1 protein-coding gene is annotated in these 1,029 nt (G+C 61.0%); it reads right to left on the bottom strand.

What is annotated here, in order from left to right; translation table 11 throughout:
• Positions 1 to 5: 5 nt before the first annotated feature.
• Positions 6 to 953: an IS1595 family transposase gene (locus L2A60_RS20540; RefSeq protein ID WP_235706315.1), complete on the bottom strand. Its 948-nt coding sequence runs from the start codon at positions 951 to 953 to the stop codon at positions 6 to 8.
• Between the last annotated feature and the right edge of the window lie 76 nt (positions 954 to 1,029).

Raw genomic sequence — 1,029 nt, 5'->3', positions numbered from 1 at the left:
ATTGTTTACCCATGAACTTCAGCCAATTTTAGGAGGCGATACGGCATTGGAGGAGTCTGGGCGGCGGCCCAGCCGAGGCGCGGGATCATGCTGGCGAGGTCATATCGGCGATTGAACCGATACTCGAACTCAGCGAGATATCGCGGCACATGCTTGCTGCTGATGGCGCGATACGTGCCGACGATCGCGGATTTGATGTTCCCGAGAGCGGTGTTGACCCATTTGAACGTTGGGTTTCGAGCGGAGGCGGGGCCACTCCCGGTACGGATTGCCTGATGCTCACACCCGGCATCGGAGACGTGACTGAAACAGGCGAGCCCGTCACTGACCACGGCGCAAGACGGATCAAGGCTGCGCAGGGCAAAGCGCGAAATCGCCTGGCCGGTGAACCCAGCCACCCTACGCAGCTTCAGCCGAACCGGCTTTCCTTCAGCCGTGGTCTCGACCGCCGCGACGAACGGGGTCTTTCCGGGCGCGCCTCGCCCACGCTTGCCGCCGGAGCGTTCGCCCCCGAGATAGGCATCGTCAATCTCGACCCGTCCAGTCAGGCGCTTGCGCGCATCGCGCTCCAGCATCACCTGCTGGAGCTTGTGCTTGAGCATCCACGCTGTGGTCTGACGCACCCCGAGACGCCGGCCGAGTTCGATGCTCGATATTCCCTGCTTGCTCTGGGTCAGATGGTATATGGCCCGAAACCACGTCCGCAGTGGCAATTTGGTCGCGGCGAAAATCGTCCCCGCGATCGGCGAGGTCTGCCGGCGGCATTTCGTGCATTGAAACAGGCCCCGCGTCTTCACCTCGCTATGAGACCGTCCACCACAAACCGGGCAGGAAAAACCATCGCGCCACCGGGCCGAGATCACCATGGCACGGCATTGCTCCTCCGTGCCGTACAATCGATCAAATTCAGCCTCGCTCAGCCCTCGCTGAAACTGCACCGCATTCCGAGCCATCGATTTCCTCCGCTCACAGCATCATGTCTCTGTTTTGTACCGCTCTGAAAGTGGCTGATCAAGATGGGTAAGCAGG

The organism is Acidiphilium iwatense (assembly GCF_021556475.1).
GTDB lineage: Bacteria > Pseudomonadota > Alphaproteobacteria > Acetobacterales > Acetobacteraceae > Acidiphilium > Acidiphilium iwatense.
This window is presented reverse-complemented; position numbering and strand designations above follow the sequence as displayed.